Raw genomic sequence first — 19,773 nt, forward strand, 5'->3', positions numbered from 1 at the left:
AGGGGGTCAAAGTTGGACGCCGATCCCCCGCCTCACGGGGTCAAACTTGCACGCCGAAACACATCCATGGGTTCAACGGTCGCGCCGGAAAGCCCGCGTAAGGCGGCTCTTGCCCGCTCGGGGCTTCGCGTCGGCACGATGACCTCGGCTCCGGCATGGAGGAGAGCGCGTGTCGTCTCGAGCCCGAGGCCCGAGGCACCTCCGGTCACGATGGCGAGCTTCCCCGAGAGATCGATCCCGGAGATGACCTCCATGGCCGTCCTGGCGGCGCCGAAGCCGGAGCCAAGGGGTGTCTGCTGCGTCATGTTGTTGTCCTGCGTGAGCTGGCGCGCCGTGCGAGAATAACAGTCCGTTGAGAGGTTGAATGTCGGGGGAGGCGACATGCGCCGCCCGCGGCCGGATCACTGTGTCCGGGAGGTCGGGTCCGGCCCCGCGGCGAGAGCCCGCGCGACATGGCGGAGCTTGTCGGGATTGCGGGTGATGTAGATCGCGGTGATCCGGCCGTCCTCGATGGCGAGTGCGGTGGTTTGGAGGACGTCGCCGCGCTCGCGGCTGACATATCCGGGCAGCCCGTCGATCCAGGCGGGTTCAAGCATCTGCGCCCAGCCCTCTCCCCATTTTCGCCGCACCCCCTCGTACAGCCGCAGGAGGCGATCCAACCCCGTGATGGGGTTGATGAAGGCAATAACCTTTCCGCCGCCGTCCGAACGCAGAACCACGTTCTCGGCAAGAAGTGTCCGCAGCGTCGCGGTGTCACCGCTGGTCGAGGCCGCGAAGAAGGCACGCGCGATCCGCTCGCCCTCTTCGCGTTCGACCGGGAAGCGCGGACGTGCGGCTTGAATGTTTCGGCGCGCCCGGACGGCGAGTTGGCGCACGGCCGCTGCTTCGCGATCGAGCGTGTCCGCCACCTCGCCGAGCGGCACGCCGAAGACGTCGTGGAGCAGGAAGGCCGCCCTTTCCAACGGTGACAAGCGCTCAAGTGCCATCATCAAAGTCAGGGTTAGGTCGTCCTCCGCCAAGACATCTTCCTCGCTTTCGACCAAAGGCTCCGGCAGCCAGGCGCCGACATAGGTCTCCCGGCGGGCGCGTGCCGACTTCATCTCGTCAAGGCAAAGCCGGGTGACGACGCGTGCAAGGAACGGATACGGGGCTGCGACACCCCCTCGGTCCGCGGCGACCCAGCGCAACCATGCATTCTGCACGACGTCCTCGGCTTCGCTGCGCGAGCCCAGCATGCGGTAGGCGATGCGCAGGAGCCGCACCCTATGGGCCTCGAAGATGTCTGTGGCGTCATCTACCTGCCGCATTGCGTTCCTCGACAGCAGTTTTTGCTCTGCGATGATGGTCGCGGACGGCTCCTGCCGCTACCGTACATCGGTTCCTACGGCCGGTCCGGCGTCGTCAGTTTGGTGTCGTCCGTATCCACGACGAACACGGCAAGGAGCTTGGACGGCGTGGTGTCACTCGCGTTGGCGCTGACGCCATGATGGTCACCCGGCATCTCGACGAAGCTCTCGCCGACGCGGAAGACCTTTTCCGGTCCGCCGTTGATCCGGCTGCGCACCGCTCCCTCGATCACAGTCGCCGTGATGAAGGCGGATGCCGCGTGGGTGTGGGACGGCGAGGAACCGCCTGGACCATACTCGACAAGGACGCCGCGTAGGCTCTTGCCCGGAACGGAAGGTATCGGATGGTCGAAGATCGTCGTTACGCGCGCTTCGCCCCCTGCGACATCTGTCGCCATGGCGGGAACGGCGGTGACGGAGAGCAGGGCTCCAAGCAGGAATGTTCTGAACACGGTATGGGGCTTTCTGGGTGGATGGGAGATACGCATCGGGTTCAGGCGGCGGCGAGCCAGCTCTCGAAACGCGTTGGTCCGAGACGCGCCGCTCTCACATGCCCGGGAACCAGCGAACCTTTTTCGAGCGCGGCGCCGAAGTAACGCGCGGCCCTGTCGGCCTGAACCTCTCGAAGGTCGCCGTCGGTGGCGATGCGGCGGGCGACGAAGTCGCGGAAGGGCAGGCGGTCGGGTCCGGCGATCTCGATCGTCGCGTTGCGCGGCGGAGCGAGCGCGACATCGGCGAGCGCTGCGGCGACATCGGCGGCGGCGATGGGCTGGAAGTCGGCATCGGGTACGACCAGGCGGTCGCCGTCGACCGATGCTTCGGCGAGGGTGGCGACGAACTCGAAGAACTGGGTTGCGCGCACGATGGTGAAGGGGACGCCAGAGTCCTTGATGAGCCGTTCCTGCGCGACCTTCGCCCGGAAGTAACCGTTCCCCTCCAGGCAATCGGTGCCGACGATGGATAGGGCGACGTGATGTCTCACACCCGCCTCGCGCTCGGCAGCGAGAAGGTTGCGGCCCGAGCGCTCGAAAAAGTCGAGCACCGCCGCATCCTCGAAGGAGGGCGAGTTCGACACGTCCACGACAACGTCGGCACCGACAAGGACCTCGGCCAGGCCTTCACCCGTCAGCGCGTTCACGCCGGTACTCGGCGAAGCCGCGACGGCATCAACCCCTTGTCGCGAGAGGTCGGCCGTCAGTTGACGCCCGATCAGTCCGCTTCCACCAATCACCACGATCTTCATGGTATCCATCTCCCGGTTTAGGAACGGACCAATCGGCATGTGCCGCTCTCCGGCGTCCGTTGAAGACAAGGACGAGGCGGGTTGGCCGGATGTGACATGCCCCTGGAAAAATCGGCGACGCAAACGCGAGGACGCGGGAACCGATCGATCAACCGCGGCGCAAACGGGACGGCTGTAGCGCCGCCCCTGAGCGTGCGACTGACCCGACTAAGCCTTCGCCTGGACCGGCAGTCGAAAGGGCGCTCCTAGCCGATTAAAGGCGTTCATCGCCGCGATGGTGATCGTGAGATCCACAAGCTCCTTCGGCGCGAAGGCGGCGCTGGCTGCCGCGTAGGCTTCATCGGAGGCGTGCGTCTCGCTGACCAGCGTGACCTCCTCAGCCCAGGCGAGAGCGGCGCGGTACTGTTCAGAAAACAGATGGGGCACTTCATCCCAGACCGGAACCAGGACGACCTTTTCGAGAGGCATCGTCTTGAGCAGGTCGCGCGTATGCAGGTCGATGCAGTGCGCGCAACCATTGATCTGCGACACCCGCAGGAAGACGAGGTGGATCAGCTCCTGGGGAAGGTCGGTACCCGTGGTGATGTAGTGGTGGATGCCATAGAGCGCTTTGGCTCCCTGCGGGGCCACCTCGTTCCAGGCAAGCCGCTTGTTCTCGCTCATATCTCGTCCTTGTGCTCGGAGCGCCGGAGATCGACGTTCGAGGTCATGACGAGCCGAGCGACCCGGATGTGACATGCCACCCTGCACTTTGACTCGAAGCAGCTCATGTTACGGCCGGGCGCTTCTTCGTCAGGGTGCGAGCAGTCTCGACGGATTAATTGAGGTCTGACATCAGCCTGCGGCTGCAGAACGGCGGTAATCTGCACAGCGGCAGCCAAAACCGGCCGGTCCGCGGGCGGCCCGAGGCTGTGTGAGAACTCACTGTGGCTCGTCGCGCAGGTTGTTGCGATGGCGCGCGTCGGCTCAGGTCACCCGCCTATCGCCTTGAGGGTCAATGCGACGCCGGCGATGGCGATGACGCGCTTGATGTTATATGCCAGGATCGCCAGGCTGGCTTCAGTGGAGAGGTTCTTGAGGCCGCGCGTTCGGAAGTGAGCGGCACCCATCCAGCCCTTGATGGTGCCGAACAGGTGCTCGACCGTGCAGCGGCGGACCGCCATGGCTTCGGACATCGCTTGAAGCCTGCGCCCCCATACCGGACGATCAGACACGCTCTTGGCAGAGTCTGCTCTTGGAGCTCACTGACCTACTATTCCCCGTAGCGCTATCGACGTTGGGAATAGCCTGCTGGCAAGTGCGCAACCCGCCGCTCATCCGTGAAGGACTGGTTGATCTGCTTGATGGCGGTAACAACAGGATGCGTCTTGCTACAGGCCCAACGCCCGGTATCGAACGCTTGTTTGCGGAGCGCTGGAGAGTTTTCTTTCAGTCTAACGGCTACTGTGAATGTCATCGCCCAATCTATAGTGCACGGCACTTGAAGGAGTTTAGCGTCGCACTATTGCCGTTCGCGCCGGGCTGGTGCAGGAGTAGGTCGTCAGAACGGATGACCGCTTGCAGCAGTGCGACGCCCTGATCGCGTCGCGCTGCCTCAACGGCATAATGGCGCCATCCCACAGAAATCCCGACGGATCATCGGAGTAACCCGAAAGCGGCGTTACTGCCGAGTGCGGCTGCACCCCGTCCGCCAGAATACGCGGTTGACCAGGGTAGTTCGAGTTGGCCGGAGCAGCCGATCAATGCGGTGCTGGCCCCGGCATGATGACGATAGTGGCGGACATGCCGGAGGCGAGGAGAACGGTTGGTGGCACATCGCGTAGCCGAATGCGCACGGGAATACGCTGAGCGAGGCGGATCCATGAGAACTGCGGAGGCACCGAAGCTAGAAGTCCTTCCACATCATCGGGATTGGCGATCGCGCGTGCTAGGCCTTCCACCATCCCGTCTAGCACCACCCCGCCGGCCATCAGTTCCACCTTCGCTTTCGCGCCTTCGGCGATTCGCGGCAGCTTGGTCTCCATGAAGTAGCCATAGACATAAAAGCTGTCGGAATCGACCAGAGCCAGCACGCCCTTGCCCGCCGAAGCGAAATCGCCCGGAAGGGTAGTGAGATTAGTGACATGGCCGTTTACAGGCGCATAGATGCGGCTGCGCCGCATGTTGATCTCGGCGATGGCGAGATTGGCTTGCGCTACCACCAGCGCGCCATCTGCCTCGGTGGCGAGGGTGGTCATGCGCTCAACGGCCTCGATGGAAAGGCCCGGGCTCTCTTCCTGCCGCAATGTGCGGTAGCGGAGGGCATTCTCCCAGGCGAGAGTTCGCGCGGCCTTTTTGATTTCGAGATCGCCCCGCGCGTGATCGAGCGCGGCCTCGAAGCGCTCGCGGTCGATCTCGAACAGAAGATCGCCCTTTGCGACCTTCTGGTTGTCCTTCACATGGACCGCGCTGATCAGGCCCGATACATCGGGAGCCACCTGCACTACATTGGCGAGGACCCGCGCATCACGCGTCCAGGGCGACAGGGTGTAATAGATCCAGAGTTGCCAGGCAATGACGACCGCCATCGCCACCGCGGCCAGCGTCATCACCACGCGCATCGCGCCACCCAGCTTCACATCGTTTCTCCCAGCAATACCGGCACCCCGAAGATCAGGGCGCCGAGAAGGATCACATACAATGCGGCATCGAACAGCGGACGATGCCAGATCAGCCCATAGAGGCCGCTCCAGGCGGCGAGGCGGCTCAGCGCCAGGTGGGGAACGAGCGCCGCGAGAGCCCACACGACGACGGGCGACACATAGAAGCCGAACAGGTCGACCGTGCGGAACAGCGGATCCATAACTCTGTGTGCTCCTTAGCTGGAGAAACTTCGATCAAGGAAGGCGTGGTCCAGCTCGAAGCGGTCGAGGAGGAAGCGCAGGCCGGACGCCGCGTGCAGTACGGCGCGAGCTGCCGGAGAGCCTGCCGGCGGATCGAGCCGCTCAAGCGCCGTCCACATCTCGCCAATCGCGGCGCGGCCGAGTTCCAGCGCTTCGCGCCTCGGCTCGGCCCGCTCGGGTAGCGCGGTAAAGATCGCGGCGAAGCGCGACAGCCCCGCGGCGAGCGCCGCGCGCCCCGCTGGCGGCAGTGCAGGATTTGCAACGGCCTGGTGCAGGCGCCCGAGTTCCAGAGCGCTGGAGGCGCTGCAGAGCATGCCGCGCAAGAAGACGTCGTCCTCTTGCCGGACTGAGGAGAGGTGTGGCAGCAGGGCGACAATCAGGTCGACGATCTCGCGGGCGACCCTGCGCGCCGGTCGTGGTCCGGCCGCTGCTTCGGGGAGCAACTGGTGCATCGTGCGCCGATAGGCGAGCCGGCGCGACGCCTGCGAGGTGACGGGCAGCAGGCGTGCCGCCATCAGGCAGACGAACATGCCGACCACCAATCCGAAGCAGAAATTGGCAAAGGTGAGGGGGTCGGGATCGTAGACATTCCCGGTGGTCGCGCAGGCGACGAAGAAGATGGTGAAGGTGCCCGCCGTTTTCGCAAAGCGCGGCGTGCCGATGAGGATGCCCAGCGGCACCAGCACCAGCAGCAGGAAGGTCGCCAGCATCCCAAACCCTTCCAGCCAGGGATAGACGAACGCCTTCACCGCATAGGCGCAGAAACAGGCGGCGATCACGGCGCGGAAATACGGCCAGCCGAGCTTTTCGGGATCGTCGGTGTTCACACACTGATAACTCATCAGGGCGAGGCCAGTAATGCCGGCAATGCCCTGATCCCACTCGGTGGCGTACCAGAACACACAGAGTGCCAGCACCGCCAGCGCCGCGCGTGCCCCTTGCAGCACTGCCTCCCGCCGCTCCGCCAGCCGGGGCCGACTCCGGGCCATCCCGGAGGGCGCGGCCGGGCGGAATGTGGACTGCGCGGTGAGCGCGACGAAAGAAAGGCCGCGCAGCATCTTGATGGCGCGCCGGACAACGAGCGCTGTATTTGCAAGCGGTGCAAGCGGCGCTTCTCCCGCCAGCGCCTCGATCTCCCGCGAAAAGACCGCTAGCCGCCGTCGTGCCATGGCAAGATCAGCGCGCAGGCGCTCAGGGTTCGCAAAGGCGTTGGGATTGTGTGCAATGGCGTCCAGCGTGGCGCTCGTCGCCTCGAGCACCGGCGCCAGGCGGGCGGTGAGCGGGTCGCCCTCTGCGCCTCGAACATCGGTGAGCCGGACATACAGCCCACGCTCGATGGACAGCACAGTGAGAAACTCGCGCGCGATCTCTCGCAGCACCGCGTCGTTTGCGCGCATCTCGCGCGCCTCGAACATCGTATAGGAGCGCAACGCGTCGAACTTCGTCACCGCCCGCAGAATGTCGCTCCGCAGCCGGATGACGTTCTCAATACCGGTTGGGGACGTCAGCGCAGTGGCGGCGTAATCGGCCAGACGGGAAAAGGCGCCAGCCACAAGCGCCCGCAACTGGGCGCCGGCATAGACCGGCAGGACCAAGGCATTGGCGAGGGTGGCGCAGGCGATGCCGATCGACGTCTCTGTCGTGCGGTCCAACGCCACCTGCCAGGCAGTGTTCGGGTCAACCGCTCCCTCGAAGAGGACGAGCAGCCCCGTATAGCCCGCCAGCATAAAGCCATAGGCGGTGAAATTGCTCATCCGCGTGGCGCCGTAATAGCAGAGGAACATCCAGGCCATGGCGGTGCCGACGAGGGGGACCGGCGCCTGCGCGAACAGTTTGACGCAGATAACAGCGCAAGACGCCGCTATGACCGTTCCGAGCAGGCGAAAAGTCCCCTTTGCGAAGGCGGCGCCGGCCGAGGACTGGGTGAGCAGGTAGACCGTGAGGACCGCCCACTGCGGCTGCGGCAGTTCCAGCCAATAGGCGATAGCGAGCGCTGCCACCGCCGCGCAGGCGAGGCGTGTCGAGACGGCGAGATTGCGCCAGCCGAGATCAACCGGAAAGCCCCGCCAATGGCTGGACCGAGGTCTTTCAGCCTTGTCCGTCACTATAGGGCCCCACGCTCATCTCGATACCGATGCGTTTCGGCGTGATGCCTGCCCCCTTGGACAGCACCCTATGAGCGTCATAAATGCGACGATCTGTATCTTGCGCAGCAGCGGCCCTCGCGGAGCGTTCAAGAGAAGAAACTCATCACTTGGCCGAGGCCGACTGAGCGACGTACCCACCGATAGCCGTCTTCCGCGGCGTGCCTGATGGACATTGCTTCCATGTCATGCCACCGCATGTTCGAACGCCTTACGCAGCCGACCTCGAATGTCAATACCAAAGCGCTGTAGCTTACCCGCAGTCTTCAATATCGAACGGCGCTAACGTTCTGCTCCACCTGCCCTGCGCCGGACTCTGTGATGGCTCGTCGCCTCGCATTTGTGAGTTCGCGCGGGAATCACTGCATGTGTGTCGTCTGTGCAAAGAGCGAGCATTCCTCGCCGAATGAGATATGATACGACCTTAAGCTGGTTCTAGTCACCTGAGGTGATCAGACCTTTGGCTCAGTTCACTGAATAGCGAATGAAGAGCAGGTTGTTAGTGCATGTCAGACTGGTTTGTAACGACGTTGCGGGATCATCCCGCGATTGCGCTGTTTCTCACCGTTGCCCTCGGATATCCGCTCGGCACATTCAAATATCGCGGAATTAGCCTAGGAACGGTCGCAACGACCTTGCTGGTGGGCATTCTGGTCGGTCAGCTTCACATCCAAATCTCGCATAATGTCGCGATCGTTTTCTTCCTGCTGTTTCTCTTCGCCATCGGTTATCGTGTCGGGCCGCAATTTGTTCGTGGCATCGCTGATGACGGCGTGATGCAGGCGCTCTTTGCCGTTGTAGTATGCGCGGTGACTTTGGCGACCGCTTATGGAGTGGCGCGGCTAGCCGGCTATTCCGTTGGCTACGGCGCGGGCCTGTTCGCCGGCGCGGCAACAGCCTCGTCGGCGCTAGGGCTTTCGACAACCGCCATTCAGGGGCTCGGCCTGTCCGCGGACGAGACACACGCCATGATTGGTGCGCTCTCCACGGCCTTCGCCATGACGTACATCTTTGGCACCATCGGCCCCATCCTCATCATTTCCCAGATTGGCCCTTGGCTGCTTCACATCGATCTGGTGGCAGCCTGCCGTGCTTACGAGAAGCGGATGGGTGGGACAAACCACGGATCGGGAACGTCTTGGCATCACTACGTCATGCGCACCTATCGCCTGCTCGACGACTGGCCGCAGGTCGGACAGAAGGTCGGGGAAATCGAAGCAAGCGATGCCCATTCTCGGTGCTTCTTCGACCAGATCCGTCGCGACGGACAGGTGATCGAAGCCACCGAAGCGACAGTGTTGAAGGCGGGGGATGTCGTGAGCGTCGCCGGCGTTCGTAGCAGCCTTCGCGCCCTCTTCGTCATAGGGGCGGAGGAGGTCGAGGATCTGGAGCTTCTTGCCGTGCCGGTGGCTGGTGTCGACGTTGTCGTCACCAAGCGCGCCTTCGACAGGAAGACGCTTACGGAACTGGCACATATGGCGGCGACCCATGGAATTTTCCTCACTCGCATCCGCCGGGGTGCCATGGGGGAGGAGATTCCGATCCTGCCCCAGACGACCATTCACCGTGGCGATGTTCTGACCGTCGTCGGCCAGCCGCAGCGGATACGTGCCTCTATCAGTGCCATTGGCCGGGCCGATTTCTCCGACGAACAAACCGATGTCAGCGTGATGTTCCTCATGATCGCGCTAGGCGCGTTGATTGGCGTGCCGGCCGTGATGCTGGACGGAGTGCCGCTGACACTGTCGATCGCCGGAGGTGTGCTCTTTGCCGGCATCGCGGCCGGATGGCAGCGTTCGGTGTTTCCAACATTTGGAAATGTGCCGCCTGCCGTCATCTGGTTCATGAATGTCGTGGGGCTCAACCTGTTCATCGCCGTGATCGGCATCACAGCCGGACCGAGCTTCGTGGCCGGCGTTCGGGAAGTCGGAATAAGCCTGTTTCTCTGGGGAATGCTAGTCACGACAATCCCGGTGATTTTCGCGCTTCTTGTCGGGAAATACGTGTTCCGCTTCGATGATGCGCTGGTGCTTGGCTGCTGTGCGGGGGCGGGCACATCTACCGCGACGCTTGGCCTTCTCGCTGATCGGGCAGGCAGCCAGGTTCCAGCGCTGGGCTACACAATTCCCTACGCCGTCTCCAACACGCTGCTGACCATTGGCGGCATCGTCATCGTGACCTTGCTGTAGCGCATGAGGCCGGATGCGGCACAGCCGCGCGATGCGCGGCCGGCTTGAAACGGCCGTGGTACCCAGATGACAATAACGGTGGCGCACATCGCGGCCGCGCGCGCCGACATCGGCAGAACGCGAACAACCCGTCTCGTTATGAAACGCAGGGATGGAGAATGATAGTCGACCTATCGATCGGGTTCGCCGCGATCGTTTTTGCGATGATCGTGCATCTGGGTGCCACGATACTGATCGTCAAACTGGTTCGGCCGCTTGAAGTTTTGATCAAGACGTCGCCCTACAAATTTATCGCGATCACACTCGTTCTGACGAATACGATCTTATTCATGACCCATCTCATGGGCGTTCTGATGTGGTCTTCGATCTATTTTTCACTCGACTTGACAGATAATTTTCCGAATGCCTTCTATTCCGCATTCATCATGAACACGACGCTCGGGCTCGGTCTGATCAAACCGGAGATCGGCACCCGCCTGCTCGCTCCGATGACCGCGACGAGCGGCATCATGATGATCGGCTGGTCGACCGCCGTCTTTGTCTATGTCGTTCAGACTTATCTGCCGCATGTCGCGCGCCAGGGTAAGCAATGATCTCAGCCGAGGTGGTAGATCCAGGCTGCGGCCATCAGCAGGCATAGGATCGAGATAGGTAGGCCCGCTCGCGCGAACTCTGCGAAGCTGAGCGGGATGCCGCGCTTGCGGCATTCCTCGGCCACGATGATCGCGACCAGGCTGCCGAAGATCACGGCGCTCGAAGAGAAGCCGGTGCCGAGCGCGATGGCTGCGCCGAGGGCTTCCGGCTGATGCGTGCCGCCAATGAAGGGCGCCACCAGCATGACTGCCGGGTTGTTGCCGACGATGTTGCTGAGCACCGCCATGATGATCAGCATGGACGGCGGATCATGCAGGTTGAGCCCGATCGTGCGCAGGCCGGCCAGAACCTGTTCCGGCAGTCCCGTTGCCGTGAGCGCCGCGTTGACAACGAACAGTCCGAACAGCAGCAGCAGCAGGTCGCCGTTGACGTGATGCAACAGGTTGCTCGACGCGAAGCGCCGGCTGACGAGCAGGACGCTCGCGCCCATAAGGGCGATCAGCATATGGGGCAGGTCGCTGAAGATGAACGCGACGACAACGGCCAGGGTGACCACGCATGTCTTGATTGTCTCGCCGCGGTTGAAGGCGACGGGCGTGTCAGTGATCGTCGCGCCGGCGCCTGAGGGTCGCACCGCGTTGGGGAGCGTCCAGCGGCCTCGATAGCAAAGTACGATCACGATCCAGATCAGCGGCAGACCGAGCATGGCCGGTGGAGCGGCAGCGGCCATGAAGTCGACGAAGGAAAGCTGCAGTGTCTCGGCAATGATCATGTTCTGCGGGCTACCGAGGATCGTTGCCGCCGCCGCGAAATTAGCTGCGAAGCAGAAGCCGAGCAGGAAAGGCAACGGATTGAGCCGCCGCTCCACGCATATGGAGCAGAAGATCGGCGTCATCGCGACCGCCACCACGTCCTTGTTCAGCAGAGCGGCCATCGCACCGGAAACGGCGATCAGTATGGCCAGAAGCCCCTTGGGGCCGACATTGAGGTTGCCGACCTTCACGGCGACCAAGTCATAGAACCCGGCGACCACGAAGGCGGCGGAGACGGTCATCAGGCCGAAGAGCAGGCCGATGACGCGGTAGTCGACCGCAGCCCAGGCGGCGGCCGGCGAAATTTGTCCCGACGCGATAAGCACCATCGCCCCGACTATGGCCGCGCCGGTTCGGTCGAGGCGAAAGCCCGGCAGGTGGCCGACCCCCATGGCGACGTACACCAGAGCGAAGATCGCGAGCGTCAGGTCCATGGAAGCACTCGCACAGGGCAGCAACAGAATTGAAACAGGGACGCCCGCACGGGTTCAGGACCCGGGCGGGCGCAGCTGATGTCTAACAGCATGGGAAGCCGCACCGGCGGCTCGCCATGCCTGAGTTCACTTCGGGTTTCCGCGATCCATGTCCCAGAAATTGAAGGCCCGCTCGCCGTACAATGGCGTGTCGAGCCCCTCTTGCTGAATGGTGTCGGGCACCCGCAGCACATTCATACCATCCAGGAGCTTCAGCAGGATGAAGGTGATGAGCGAGGCGTAAGCGGCGACGATGGCGACGGCGAGCAACTGGACGCCCAGCTGGTGAATACCCGCCGACACCTGATTGATGTGAGAACTCGCCAGCACGCCGATCAGCAGTGCGCCGGTCATGCCGCCAACGCCGTGCGCGCGCCAGACTTCGAGCGAGTCGTCGATCTTCAGCCAGGCCTGCACATGCTTGGCGTGGTAGCAGACCGTCGCACCGACCGCGCCGATGAACAGCGCGGCCATGGGCTCGACATAACCCGAGGCGGGGGTGATGGTGGCAAGGCCCGCTACAGCGCCGACCAACACACCCGAGAAGGACGGGCGCCCATTCTCCCGCCACTCCCAAAACATCCATACGAGCATGGCGATCGAGCCGGCCAGCATGGTGTTGAGGAAGGCGTAGGCCGCCAGCGCGTCCGCCGCATAGGCGCCACCGGCATTGAACCCGAACCAGCCGAACCACAGCAGGCCCGCGCCCAGCGCCACCAGCGGCAGGCTGGCGGGCTCCGACTCGCTCTCGCCTGGGGCGAGCTTCCGCTTGCCGAGATAGGCCGCCGTCACCAGCGCGGAGAAACCCGCCGCCGTGTGGATGACGATACCGCCAGCAAAGTCGACGACACCAAGCGCGGCGAGGAAGCCGCCACCCCAGATCCAGTGGGCGGCGGGCAGATAGACCAGGATGGTCCACAGGGCGATGAAGAACAGATAGGCGCCGAAGCGGAACCGGCCAACGAACGCGCCGGTCATCAGCGCCGGCGTGATGATGGCGAACATCATCTGATAAGCGAACACCATGATGAAGGGGATGTTCGGGCCATAGGTCGGATGCGGCTCGATGCCGACGTGATACATGCCGAAATAGGGCACGATGCTGCCGATGACGCCGCCAATGTCGGGTCCAAAAGCGAGGCTGAAACCGCCGAATACCCAGATCAGGCCTACCACGCCTATGCAGACGAAGTTCTGGATCATCACCGACAACATGTCGCGCTGCTTGACCAAGCCGCCATAGAACAGCGCTAGCGCGGGGGTCATCATGCACACCAGGGCGGTGCACAGGAGAATGAAGGCGGTATCGCCTGCGTTGATAGCTTGCATCCCATTGCCCCTTTCGTGGATGCGCGCATCGGACCTTCGAGCCCGGCTACGCGCCGCTGGAACCTAAGGCGACGGCTCGTGAGCCGCCGTGACACATCGGGTGGAACTCACCGCGGCTAGATCCCGCTCGTCACGTGGTCTTCGTGGATAGAGCGGCCTCGGTATGATCATGGCCGACCATATGACCCACGACGGGCCGGTGCGGGTGCGGAGCCAGGAGCTTCTTCGGCGCAATGAAGAGATACATGGTCAGGACATAAGGAGCCGTGAACGAGGGGATGCCGGCAGGCGCGACCATCACGTCGAGGGCGCCTTGCACGAAGACGGTGGTCACGGTCGCAAGCAGCGCATAAACCATCACTTTCGGCGAGGTCTTCAGGAAGACGACGCCGACGGCCAGTGCGGTGAGCACAGGGCTGAAGCCGTACAGGCCCTGGCTGACCACGGCCGGATCAGCGCCCATGCCGATCGAGACCACCATGGCGACCAGCGAGCCGGCGGCCACTGCGATGCCCGCCGGGATCGAGGCGATGAAGATTCCAAGCAGGATGATCGCGCCGGAGATCTCATTTCCGAGCAGGTAGACCTGGCCGATGTTGCGGAAGAAGATCTGCACCAGCTCGATTGGCTGGGAAATGGTCGCCATCCCCTGCACGTAGTCGGTCGTGAGTTTCGGCGCGTCCCCGGTGACCAGAAGGCCGCCGAAGGAATAGGCGCCGGCAACCATCAGCCAGCCCGTCAGCACGAAAGGCCCGGTCGACCCCGGAATGCCCCACTTCGCGGTCAGCGTCGCGCTGAACGCGGCGGTAACGACAGTGCTCGCGGCGGCGCCGACGACGACATAGATCCAAAGCTGGGGGGAGACGGCGATAAAGGTCGGCAACGCGGCACCGACAAGAACGCCGTTGAAGCCGAAAAGGCCCGAAGCGATTGATTTGTCATCGCAATCCAGCAGCCGCGCCGTGAGCGTCGCGATGACCACGCCAATCGCTGCGCCGATCGTTGTCGCCCAGACGCCGCTGGCATAGGACGCATAAGCCATCGCCGCGAAAAACAGGATCCCGGAAAGGGGATTTTCCATGAAGAAGACCTGACTGGCGCCCTTGAGGGAGTCTGTCAGGAGGTTGCTTTTATGAACGGCCATGGCTTCGGTCCTTCGGTCAACGCCAGAGGAATTCCTGCGGAAGAGTCCGTCCACGAGCCTCTTCGCGAACGATCTGCCAGAAGCGGCGCACCTCTCGACGCACGTCGTAGGTCTCCATGCCCACCGCGCGCAGCATGAGGCCGGCGTCATTGGGCAGGCGGCAGACCCCTGAAATCGCCCGCGGCGCCTCGGCCGGGAAATTGGTCTCGAAGCGTTCCTTGATGCGGGCAGCGACGGTGGGCGGGGTCACGCACATGATGTTGGCGAAGGCGTCATAGCCCTGCATCACGGCCGGGTAGTCGACGGATGAGTCGCCCTTCTCGATCAGGATCTTTTCCGCAAAAAGCTTGCGCCCGCCGGGCCGGCGCACGGCCACGGCCACGGACAGCAGATCGAGCCCGAACCGCTCATCTGCATGGTGATGCTTGCGGCCAGCCAGCATCATCTCGCCATAGAGCAGCGTCGCGCCATCAGCGATGATGATGTCGGTCTGGTTGATGAAGCGGGAGTCGCGATAGGGAATGGTGAAGTCAGGCAGGTATTCGAGATAGGAGCCGCTCTCCAGCGTCACCGTCTGATGCTGCGACGCGTAATTCGCATCCATCTGATGCACGCGATTGGCGCTCTGGGAGGTGACATGGGCGCACGCGCCTTCGCCCACGGAGATGTCGATCTTGTACCTGTCGCCCTGGAGGATGCCGCCGCCGATCGAGATGATCGAGCAGATCGGCAGCTCCGGCATGGCCTCGTCCCAGTAGAGCGCCTGCTGCACCAGCAGCGGCGCCACGCGGTAGAGGTCATGCAGGATCGAGCGTCCATTGCGCAGCGAGAAGCCGAGGCGTAGCTCTCCGACCTTTCCCGGGCCGGCGGCGCGCATCTGGGCCGGCTCGGCCTTGAAATCGCGCAGTTCGCGCGCCGCGTCGAGGCGACCGAGTTGCTCGTGGAGCGCCATGGCGTCAGGCATCCACCTTTGCGGGCGGCGTGATCTTCACGTCGAACAGTGCCATGTCGAGGATGAGGCGGATGAGGTCGTCAATGCCTTCGCCGGTCTTGCAGTTGGTGAAGATGAACGGCTTCTTTCCGCGCATGAGCTTGGAATCGCGGTCCATCACTTCGAGGCTCGCGCCAACATAGGGGGCGAGGTCCTTCTTATTGATGACGAGAATGTCGGACTGGCAGACGCCGGCGCCGTTCTTGCGCGGGATCTTATCGCCTGCCGCAACGTCGATCACGTAGATGTAGAAGTCCGCGAGCGCCGGGCTGAAGGTCAAGGTGAGGTTGTCGCCGCCGGACTCGATCAGGATCACGTCACTGTCGGGATACTGCTCCTCGAGCTCTTCGACGGCGGCGATGTTCATCGAGGGGTCTTCGCGCACGGCGGTGTGCGGGCAGGCTCCGGTCTCGACACCGACGATCTTCTCCTCGACGAGGATGCCATTCAGCGTGCGGCGAACCTGCTTGGCGTCCTCGGTCGTCACCACGTCATTGGTGATGATCAGAGGCTTGATGCCGAGGTCGATGAGCCGTGGGGTGATCACCTCGATGACTGCCGTCTTGCCCGAACCGACCGGACCGCCAATACCGATGCGCGTAATTTTCTTCATGAAACGCTTCCTTTGCCGACGCCGCGTCAGTTCATGAACAGGCGGACATGGGTGGTCGTGTGGTGCGCGACGAGCACGTCGAAGACGGGAGCGAAGGACGCCATTTCGTCGAGCGAGAGGTCGCGCACGGCCAGATAGTCGCCCTCGACCCGCCCCTGCGCCGTGAACAGGATGCGCTGGGTGTCGAGATGGTCGATCCGCATCAGCCGTAGCGCCGCGCTCAGGATCATCGAGGCGATGCCATATTGATGCATTACAAAGGCTTCCACTTCATCGACGCCCATGTGAGCGAGAGCGAGCGCCTGTCCGATCGGCAGGCAGCCGGCCGTCGCATTGGCCTTGATGTCGTCGAGCCAGCGCTCGAGCATGGGCGAGGGCATGATCTTCAGCACCAGCTCGGCGAATTTCTTGCCCACTCGGGTGAGCATCATCTGCTGTTCCTCGCCAACGCGACGGCAGAACAATTCGCTATCCGCTTCGAGGATCGCCTCGTAGTCGCCGACGACCGCGGCACGGTGCGCATGCAGCAGCGCGATGCCGTCCATCCGTGCCGTCTGGCGCAGGATGAGGTCGACATATTTCAGCAGGCTCTCCGGATTGGTCACCACGCCGGTTTGCAACGCGGATTCCAGCCCGTTGGAGAAGGCGAAAGACCCGATCGGCAAGGTTGAATCGGAGAATTGCAGCAGGCGCGCGAGATGCACCATACCGGAAGGACCGCTGCCCTTTGCCTTGCCTCCAGCCGCCATCACTTCACCGGCGAATGCGAGTGGCCGTGAGAATGCGAATGATCATGATGATGATCGTGGTCGTGATCATGATGGCCGTGATCGTGCCCGTGCGAATGATCATGCGCATGACCGGGATGATGATGATGCGGCGTCGCATCGGCGCCGGCGAACAGCAGACGTACTTCGCGGGCATCGAGCTTGGCGGCGATTTCCTCGCCGGGCGCGAAATAGGTCTTTATGTGCTCGTAGGCGTGGGTGCGCATGACCGAGGCCATCACCTTCTGATCCACGGAAAGCGGCACGTAGACGGTCGAGCCCTTGATCACGGCCGGCCAGTGCTGGTTGCCGAGGCCGTGGCCCAGCTCGAAACAGGTGCGCAGAATTTCGAGCGGCGACAGCTTTTCGATGTTCTCCAGTTCGATGACCAGCACATCCTTGAGTGCGATCCGAGCGACGACGATGACCTTGGCCGCCTCGTCGTAATGCAGCACATCACCGTCGTGCAGATGCTCGGAGCGCGGCAGCGAGATGGCGAGTTCCATGCCGCCTTCGCTCTCCTTGCGCAGGCGATTCTTGGGCGCTTCCCACTGTTCAAGCACCAGACGATCCACAACGGCGAGCCGTGACCGCTCCTGCCAGATCGGATCGCGGAGATTACCGAGCGTGTTCTCGACGAGAATCATATGTGCCTCCGAGGGGCTGGCATCAGGCGCGACGCAGTTGCGTCGCGGCGCCAAGGCCGAGCCATGTGACGCTATAGCCGATGACGAGACTGGCGATGACGTAAAGAAAAGAAAGACCCAGCTGACCGGGCGTGACCATCTCGGAATAGGCTCCGTAGATGAAGGTCGAAAAGGTCGACATTCCACCACAGAAGCCGGTCGACACCAGCAGTGTGACGTTGTCCGAGGCGCGACGTGCCTGATGGAGGCCGAATACGAGGCCGAGCAGGAACGACGCAAAGATATTCGCGGCAAAGATGTCGACCGGAAAGGCGACGCTGTAGCGCCCCATCAGGAGCATGGAGAGCTCGCGCGTGATCGCCCCGAGACCGCCGCCTACGAAGATGATGATGACCGGCAGCCACATCGCCGTGCCCTACACTCTCGCCAGCGCCACGCCGGCCGCCGCGGCGAGAAGGCCCGCCCCGACCGAGGTGACGAGATAGACGATGGCGAGCGCATGCCGCCGGGCTGCCGCCATCTGAACCGCGTCGAGTTGCATGGTGCTGAAGGTGGTGTAGCCGCCCAGCACGCCGGTCAGCACCAGTGACGAGATGACGTCGCCGTAGCGATGTTCCCAACCCATCGCCAGCGATGCGGAAATATAGGCAATCACGAAGGCGCCGGAAACATTGATGAAGAAGGTGCCGACCTTGAACGGCGTGCCGATGTGCCTCTCTACAAGCCGGCCGACCTGCCAGCGCAGCAGGGAGCCGACGCCGCCCCCCAACCCCACCCACACGATGTCGATTATGTCCATCGGCCCCGGGCCACCAAGTTGGTGTGGAGGGGCTCGCCCCCTCCACAATCCGATGCGAGGCTCAGCTGAAGAAATAGAGCTGGCTGAGCGGGAGGCGCGTCGCCGGCTCGATCGTGGCATGCGTACCATCGACCGTAACGGCGAATGTCTCGGGATTGACTTCGATCACCGGCATGGCGGTGTTGCGGACCATCGAACTCTTGGTGATCGTGCGCGTGCCATAAACCGGAACCACCTGCGACTTCAGCTCATAGCGCTCCACGATGCCGTCCTCAACGGCGGCATGCGAGGTGAAGGTCACGCGGGTCTTGGGCAGGGCAGAGCCCATCGCGCCGAACATCGGCCGGTAGATCACCGGCTGAGGCGTCGGCAGCGAGGCGTTCGGATCGCCCATCAGTGCCCAGGAGATCATGCCGCCCTTGATGACCATCTTCGGCTTGGCGCCGAAAAACGCCGGCTCCCACAGCACGAGGTCGGCCATCTTGCCGATCTCGATGGAGCCGATCACGTGGGACACGCCTTGCGCAATGGCGGGGTTGATCGTGACTTTGGCGACGAAACGCAAAACGCGTTCATTGTCATTACCCGAGGCGTCGCCCTGATAGGCGCCCCTGCGCTGCTTCATCAGGTCGGCGGTCTGGATCGTCCGAGTCCAGTTCTCGCCGATGCGCCCCATGGCCTGGCTGTCGCTGGAGAGGATCGAGATCGCCCCGAGGTCGTGCAGCACGTTCTCGGCCGCGATCGTTTCGGCGCGCACCCGGCTCTCGGCGAAGGCAACGTCGGTCGGAATCTTCGGGCTGAGATTGTGACAGATCATCGTCATGTCGAACAACTCGGCCTGGGAGTTGATCCCGTAAGGCAGGGTCGGATTGGTCGAGCTCGGGATAACATTGGACAGACCCGCTACCCGGATGATGTCCGGTGCGTGACCGCCGCCGGCGCCTTCGGTGTGGTAGGTGTGGATCGTGCGCCCCTCGAACGCGGCGATCGTGTTCTCGACGAAGCCGGCTTCGTTCAGCGTGTCGGTGTGGATGCAGACCTGGATGTCGTAATTGTCTGCGACCGTCAGGGCGTTGCGGATCGCGGCCGGCGTCGAGCCCCAGTCCTCGTGGATCTTGAGGCCCGCCGCACCGGCGCGGATCTGCTCCTCCAGCGGGACGGGCGCCGAGCCATTGCCCTTGCCCAGCACGCCGGCATTCACCGGCCAAGCGTCGAACGAGCGGAGCATCATCTCGATGTTCCAGGTGCCGGGCGTGATCGTGGTACCGTTGGTCCCGTCACTCGGCCCGATACCGCCACCGAACACAGTGGTGACGCCGTTCGAAAGTGCGGCCTGCGCCTGCTGCGGCGAGATGTAGTGGACGTGGGCATCGATCCCGCCCGCGGTCAGGATCAGGTGCTCGCCTGAAATGGCATCCGTACCCGGGCCAAGTGCAAGGCCCGGTGTGACGCCCGACATGGTGGACGGATTGCCGGCTTTGCCGATGGCACAGACGAGCCCGTTCTTGATGCCGACATCGGCCTTGATGACGCCCTGGACGGCGTCAAGGAGGGTCACGTTGGTGATGACGAGATCGGGAGCGCCCGCCGCGCTGGTGAGTTCGTTGTCATACCCCATGCCGTCGCGCAGCGTCTTGCCGCCGCCATAAACGGCCTCTTCTCCGTAGATCCGCAGGTCCTTTTCGATCTCGATATAGAGATCGGTATCGCCGAGACGGATCTTGTCGCCGGTCGTCGGCCCGTAAAGGTCCGAATATTGCTGCCTCGAGATCTTGGCCATCTCAGATCCCCATTCCCTGA

The 19,773-nt window shown here is 63.2% G+C and carries 20 protein-coding genes and 1 pseudogene; 2 read left to right on the plus strand and 19 right to left on the minus strand.

Features of this window, described 5'->3' with window-relative positions; translation table 11 throughout:
• Window positions 1-32: 32 nt before the first annotated feature.
• The 9 genes and pseudogenes from KHC19_RS13065 to KHC19_RS13105 form a co-directional block, all read right to left on the minus strand.
• The gene (locus KHC19_RS13065) at window positions 33-305 is read right to left on the minus strand and encodes an SDR family NAD(P)-dependent oxidoreductase (RefSeq protein WP_213352809.1); all 273 of its coding nucleotides are present in this window, start codon (window positions 303-305) and stop codon (window positions 33-35) included.
• Window positions 306-401: 96 nt separating this feature from the next.
• Window positions 402-1,307 carry a sigma-70 family RNA polymerase sigma factor gene (locus tag KHC19_RS13070; RefSeq protein WP_213352810.1) on the minus strand — a complete coding sequence of 302 codons (906 nt, stop codon included), beginning with the start codon at window positions 1,305-1,307 and terminating at the stop codon, window positions 402-404.
• Window positions 1,308-1,381: 74 nt separating this feature from the next.
• Window positions 1,382-1,744 (minus strand): cupin domain-containing protein, encoded by a 363-nt coding sequence (locus KHC19_RS13075; protein ID WP_213352846.1) that lies wholly within the window; start codon window positions 1,742-1,744, stop codon window positions 1,382-1,384.
• A 95-nt stretch (window positions 1,745-1,839) separates the two neighbouring features.
• Window positions 1,840-2,589: an SDR family oxidoreductase gene (locus KHC19_RS13080; protein ID WP_213352811.1), complete on the minus strand. Its 750-nt coding sequence runs from the start codon at window positions 2,587-2,589 to the stop codon at window positions 1,840-1,842.
• Between the two features lie 207 nt (window positions 2,590-2,796).
• Window positions 2,797-3,252, minus strand: coding sequence for a carboxymuconolactone decarboxylase family protein (locus KHC19_RS13085; protein ID WP_213352812.1), 456 nt, complete (start codon window positions 3,250-3,252; stop codon window positions 2,797-2,799).
• A gap of 308 nt (window positions 3,253-3,560) precedes the next feature.
• Window positions 3,561-3,776: pseudogene (locus tag KHC19_RS13090) on the minus strand (transposase); the annotation flags it as partial.
• A gap of 552 nt (window positions 3,777-4,328) precedes the next feature.
• Window positions 4,329-5,207, minus strand: coding sequence for an HlyD family secretion protein (locus KHC19_RS13095; RefSeq protein WP_343207713.1), 879 nt, complete (start codon window positions 5,205-5,207; stop codon window positions 4,329-4,331).
• Window positions 5,204-5,431: a DUF1656 domain-containing protein gene (locus KHC19_RS13100; protein WP_213352814.1), complete on the minus strand. Its 228-nt coding sequence runs from the start codon at window positions 5,429-5,431 to the stop codon at window positions 5,204-5,206. The genes KHC19_RS13095 and KHC19_RS13100 overlap by 4 nt, the downstream gene beginning before the upstream one ends.
• 15 nt (window positions 5,432-5,446) lie before the next feature.
• The gene (locus tag KHC19_RS13105) at window positions 5,447-7,576 is read right to left on the minus strand and encodes an FUSC family protein (protein WP_213352815.1); all 2,130 of its coding nucleotides are present in this window, start codon (window positions 7,574-7,576) and stop codon (window positions 5,447-5,449) included.
• Window positions 7,577-8,121: 545 nt separating this feature from the next.
• Here KHC19_RS13105 and aspT point away from each other — a divergent pair.
• Both aspT and KHC19_RS13115 read left to right on the plus strand, forming a co-directional pair.
• The gene (aspT, locus tag KHC19_RS13110) at window positions 8,122-9,804 is read left to right on the plus strand and encodes an aspartate-alanine antiporter (protein WP_213352816.1); all 1,683 of its coding nucleotides are present in this window, start codon (window positions 8,122-8,124) and stop codon (window positions 9,802-9,804) included.
• 158 nt (window positions 9,805-9,962) lie between these two features.
• Window positions 9,963-10,397, plus strand: coding sequence for an ion channel (locus tag KHC19_RS13115; protein WP_213352817.1), 435 nt, complete (start codon window positions 9,963-9,965; stop codon window positions 10,395-10,397).
• A gap of 2 nt (window positions 10,398-10,399) precedes the next feature.
• On the opposite strand, the gene KHC19_RS13120 is transcribed toward KHC19_RS13115, so the two are convergent.
• The 10 genes from KHC19_RS13120 to KHC19_RS13165 all read right to left on the minus strand — a co-directional run bounded on the left by KHC19_RS13120 (window position 10,400) and on the right by KHC19_RS13165 (window position 19,753).
• Window positions 10,400-11,644 (minus strand): ArsB/NhaD family transporter, encoded by a 1,245-nt coding sequence (locus tag KHC19_RS13120; protein WP_213352818.1) that lies wholly within the window; start codon window positions 11,642-11,644, stop codon window positions 10,400-10,402.
• A gap of 126 nt (window positions 11,645-11,770) precedes the next feature.
• Window positions 11,771-13,012, minus strand: coding sequence for an ammonium transporter (locus KHC19_RS13125; RefSeq protein WP_213352819.1), 1,242 nt, complete (start codon window positions 13,010-13,012; stop codon window positions 11,771-11,773).
• 130 nt (window positions 13,013-13,142) lie between these two features.
• Window positions 13,143-14,156 (minus strand): urea transporter, encoded by a 1,014-nt coding sequence (gene yut / locus KHC19_RS13130; protein WP_213352820.1) that lies wholly within the window; start codon window positions 14,154-14,156, stop codon window positions 13,143-13,145.
• Between the two features lie 16 nt (window positions 14,157-14,172).
• Window positions 14,173-15,108, minus strand: coding sequence for an urease accessory protein UreD (locus tag KHC19_RS13135; protein ID WP_213352821.1), 936 nt, complete (start codon window positions 15,106-15,108; stop codon window positions 14,173-14,175).
• A 4-nt stretch (window positions 15,109-15,112) separates the two neighbouring features.
• Complete coding sequence (ureG, locus tag KHC19_RS13140; RefSeq protein ID WP_213352822.1) at window positions 15,113-15,760, minus strand: urease accessory protein UreG; 648 nt, start codon at window positions 15,758-15,760, stop codon at window positions 15,113-15,115.
• 26 nt (window positions 15,761-15,786) lie between these two features.
• Window positions 15,787-16,467 (minus strand): urease accessory protein UreF, encoded by a 681-nt coding sequence (locus KHC19_RS13145; protein WP_213352823.1) that lies wholly within the window; start codon window positions 16,465-16,467, stop codon window positions 15,787-15,789.
• A 41-nt stretch (window positions 16,468-16,508) separates the two neighbouring features.
• Window positions 16,509-17,174, minus strand: a complete 666-nt coding sequence (locus KHC19_RS13150; protein WP_213352824.1) for an urease accessory protein UreE — start codon at window positions 17,172-17,174, stop codon at window positions 16,509-16,511.
• Window positions 17,175-17,196: 22 nt separating this feature from the next.
• Window positions 17,197-17,580: a CrcB family protein gene (locus KHC19_RS13155; RefSeq protein WP_213352825.1), complete on the minus strand. Its 384-nt coding sequence runs from the start codon at window positions 17,578-17,580 to the stop codon at window positions 17,197-17,199.
• A 9-nt stretch (window positions 17,581-17,589) separates the two neighbouring features.
• Window positions 17,590-17,973 carry a fluoride efflux transporter FluC gene (locus KHC19_RS13160; protein ID WP_213352826.1) on the minus strand — a complete coding sequence of 128 codons (384 nt, stop codon included), beginning with the start codon at window positions 17,971-17,973 and terminating at the stop codon, window positions 17,590-17,592.
• Window positions 17,974-18,034: 61 nt separating this feature from the next.
• A complete protein-coding gene (locus KHC19_RS13165) occupies window positions 18,035-19,753 on the minus strand; it encodes an urease subunit alpha (RefSeq protein WP_213352827.1) in 1,719 nt (572 codons plus the stop codon).
• Window positions 19,754-19,773: the final 20 nt, after the last annotated feature.

Source organism: Ancylobacter oerskovii (assembly GCF_018390555.1).
In the GTDB taxonomy this organism is placed as follows: domain Bacteria; phylum Pseudomonadota; class Alphaproteobacteria; order Rhizobiales; family Xanthobacteraceae; genus Ancylobacter; species Ancylobacter oerskovii.